Annotated in this window: 2 protein-coding genes and 1 pseudogene; 1 reads left to right on the top strand and 2 read right to left on the bottom strand. The window is 75.6% G+C overall.

The features are described from left to right. Together ABZW18_RS14335 and ABZW18_RS14330 are read right to left on the bottom strand one after the other, a co-directional pair. A pseudogene (locus ABZW18_RS14335) lies at nucleotides 1–522 on the bottom strand (hypothetical protein); the annotation flags it as partial. Next, nucleotides 519–1,523: a hypothetical protein gene (locus tag ABZW18_RS14330; RefSeq protein WP_356186812.1), complete on the bottom strand. Its 1,005-nt coding sequence runs from the start codon at nucleotides 1,521–1,523 to the stop codon at nucleotides 519–521. The gene ABZW18_RS14330 and the pseudogene ABZW18_RS14335, both read right to left, overlap by 4 nt. An 892-nt stretch (nucleotides 1,524–2,415) precedes the next feature. Between ABZW18_RS14330 and ABZW18_RS14325 the strand changes: the two genes are divergently transcribed. Beyond that, entirely contained in the window at nucleotides 2,416–3,615 is a 1,200-nt protein-coding gene (locus ABZW18_RS14325) for an amino acid deaminase/aldolase (protein WP_356186809.1), read from the top strand. Nucleotides 3,616–3,682: the final 67 nt, after the last annotated feature.

The following is a 3,682-nucleotide window of genomic DNA, read 5'->3' as shown; positions in this document are numbered from 1 at the left end:
GGGTCCGGCGCCGACGACCGTCCGGCCGCCGCGCCGGGGCGGCCTACGGCCGCCCCCTGAGGCCACCGCTGATGCAGCCGTGTCATCGGGCCGGGGTGCGCAGGCTCCGGTGCTTCCGCCCTCGACCTTCCTGCCCGCCACCTTCCGCGGCTGCGGTCGGTATGCGGCCGGGTCGCCGACAGCTGTACGGGGAGTTGCCGACGGCCGCGACGCGGGGGCATCCGCCTGTACGTGGTCGCGCGTCCGGGCGCGGGGCTCCGACAGCCGCGGTGCGGGGGCCTCCATTCCGCAGGTGGCCGTACGGGAGCCGGCGCTCCGCTCCGGCGCTTGCCCGGCTGCCGATCCTCGCGGCACGCCCGACAGCATGGCGATCTCCTGAAGGTCTGCGGGTTCGGTGGCGTCGGACCGCCGGGCGGCCGGGCGGCCCGGGTGGGCGGCGCTGATGGACTGCCGGCCGGTCCTGGGTCCAACCGCGTGGCCGCCGGGGGGCGTTCGCCGGGCGCCGGGATCGGGGTTGGTCATTCCGAGTCCTCCGTCGCCGCGGTCGCGGACCTGCGGAAGCCGCGTTCGATGCGGTCCGCGACACCGCGGGCGTCGTGGCCCATGCCTGCCTGGGCCGGGTCCGACGTCGCGCCTGCGGCCGTCGCTTTCTCAGCGGGCTGCGGGCCCTGCACCGTACGGCCGTCGGCGAAGCCGGAGACGGCGTAGACGACGGCGGGGGCGTCGGTCAGCACATGGACCACCCAGCTCGCGCGCTGCGCATCGCCGAACCCCGCGGCCGGGGTGCCCTTCGCCGCGTAGGGCTTCGGCATCAGATCGCTGCGCTCGTCGAGCCCCTCGGTGCTGAACCTCCGGCGCAGCGCCCGCATCCCGTCCTCGTCGGTCCTGGTGACCACGAGCCCGACGGTGGTCACGCTGCTCGTGGTCGCGTCGACGTACGTGGCGCGCAGCAGTCGCTTGCACCCGGCCGGGGACAGGGCCTTGGCGAGCAGCGGATCGAACGCGTTCTTGCACGTGCTGTCCGGTGCGACGCCGATCCGCGTCCAGGTGCGGTTCGCCCCTCCGGGGCCGGCGCCCTTTCCGCTCAAGGTGCGCGGGAAGAGCTCGTCGACAGGGACGCTGTGCCACACATCCCTCGCCGCCTGGAAATCCGTGTCGGCGGTGGGCTGGTCCTCGGTGTCGCCGGTGAGCCAGCTGCCGGCGGCGGCGCCGCCGAGCAGCCCGAGCCCGAGCACGAGGGAGGCGACGATGGCGGCCGCCCGGAGCGGGGCCGGTATCCGTGATGCGGCGGCCGGGATGCCGCCGGTCCCGGGCCACGGCTGGTGGCCGGGTTGCGGGGCCAACGGCCCGGGGGCGTACCAGGGAGCTGCGGCTGCGTGCGGCTGCGCACCGGGCGCGGGGGTGCCGGCGAGGAAGCCGGCCGGGGCAGCTGCCCGGGAGGTCTCCCAGGGGCCCGGGACCCGCGGCGGAGGGAACGCCTGGCGGGGGGCAGGGACTTCCGGCGGCAGCTCCAGCGGAGGCATGCGGTTCGGCGGACCGGGAGCGGCGGCCGGCGGCTGCGTCGCCGGAGCGGAGGCGGTGTCAGCGGAGGCTGTATGCGGGGAGGCGCTGTGCTGTGCCGAGGCGGCGGCCGCTGAGCCGTCTCTCCGGCCGGCGTCACGACCCGTGGCATCGATAGCGCCCGGGCCCCCCTTGTCCATTGCCGCGGCCGCGGGGCGCGGCGGGCAAGCGTCGTACGGAGTGGCCGAGGATGCTGCGGGAGCCGTCGGTTCCGCCGGTGTGCGAACACCCGTGGCAGGCCCCCACGCCGCCGCCGGGCCCAGTGAGCCCGTGGGCGGGATTCCGGTCGACTTCGGCGGCGCGGATTCACCGGGCGGGGTCTCGGCGTGCACGGGCGCGGGGGCGGTACCACCCGCAGGATGCGTATCAGGGAAGCCCGCGGGACCACCGGCCGGGGAGCCCTGCGGGGGCGTCGACGGCCGCGGCGGAATGGGATGGACACCGACGGCGGGGCCGTGGGACGGCGCCTTCGGGACGGGCGCCGGGACGCTCGGCGGCATCGGTGGGTGTGCCGGGGGCGGCGGCACGGGGTGCGCGGGCGGCGGCGGGACCGCACCGGCTTCCGGGGCGCTGCGCGGGCGCGGGGGCGGGGGCACTTCCGCCGGACGAGGCGAGGCCATCCGCGGCGCTTCAGCGCTCATCGGCCCCCCTCGCGTGTGTTCGCCGTGCCGCCGATCACCATTCGGGGCAGGCCGGTGCTTATATGGACATCCCGCCGACAATCTGCGGGAGCAGCGGCGTCCGCGTCACTCTACGGGCTGGTGAGGGCCGGTCGGCAACCCGATCGGACACTTGGCCGTATTGCCCCAACTACCCCTCTACCCAGCGGTAATGGCGTTCTGGCAAGGTGTGTTCATGGCTGACCCCGCTGCCGACCGGGCCCGCTACGACCGGGCCACCGCTCACCTCGATGCGCCCCTCGCCATCGTGGACCTCGCGGCGTTCGACGCCAACGCCGACGATCTCGTACGGCGGGCCCGCGGCAAGCCCGTCCGCGTGGCCGGCAAGTCCGTACGCTGCCGCGCGCTGCTGGAGCGGGTGCTGGAGCGCGATGGGTTCGCGGGGGTGATGTCCTTCACGCTCGCCGAGTCGCTGTGGCTGGCCCGTTCCGGCTTCGAGGACGTACTGCTGGCGTATCCGTCGGCGGACCGGTCCGGGTTCGCCGAGCTCAGCAGTGACCCGAAGCTCGCGGCCGCCGTGACCGTGATGGTGGACGACAGCGGGCAGCTCGATCTGATCGACGCCGCCCGCGGCGGCACCGAGGAGATCCGGGTCTGTCTGGAGCTGGACACCGCGCTGCAGCTGCTGGGCGGCAGGGTGCGGATCGGCGCGCGGCGCTCCCCGCTGCACGAACCCGCGCAACTCGGCGCGCTGGCACGCTCGATCGCCCGCCGCCCCGGTTTCCGCCTGGTCGGCGTCATGGCGTACGAGGGGCACGTCGCGGGCGTCGGTGACGCGATCGCGGGGCGGCCGCTGCGCTCCCGCGCCATCCGGCTGATGCAGTCGGCGGCGAAGAAGGAGCTGGCGGCGCGGCGCGCGGAGGCGGTACACGCGGTCCGGGCCGTGGCGCCGGACCTGGAGTTCGTCAACGGCGGCGGCACGGGCAGCGTGCAGCACACCGCGGCGGAGGAGGCGGTGACGGAGATCGCCGCGGGCTCGGGGCTCTTCGTACCGCGGCTGTTCGACAACTACAGCTCCTTCCGGGGCCGGCCGGCCGCGCTGTTCGCCCAGCCCGTGGTCCGGCGTCCCGGCGTCGGGGTGGTCACGGTGCTCGGCGGCGGCTATCCGGCGTCCGGCGCGGCCGGGGCCGACCGGTTGCCGCAGCCGTACCTTCCGGAGGGGCTGCGCTACGACCCGCAGGAGGGCGCCGGCGAGGTGCAGACCCCGCTGCTGGGCTCGGCGGCGGACGATCTGCTCATCGGCGACAAGGTGTGGTTCCGGCACGCCAAGGCAGGCGAGATGTGCGAGCGCTTCGAGGAGTTGCGGCTCATCGAGGGTGACCGGGTGGCCGGGACGGTTCCGACCTACCGGGGCGAGGGCCGCACCTTCCTGTGACCGGTGGAGGGTTCACCACGGCGGGCTGACCTGTGGCGCGCGCTCACCGGTGGCGGCTGCCCGGTGC

It is taken from the genome of Streptomyces sp. NPDC004647 (assembly GCF_040609575.1).
Taxonomy (GTDB): Bacteria; Actinomycetota; Actinomycetes; order Streptomycetales; family Streptomycetaceae; genus Streptomyces.
The sequence above is the reverse complement of the archived record's forward strand: the minus strand, read 5'-3'. Positions and strand labels throughout refer to the sequence as shown.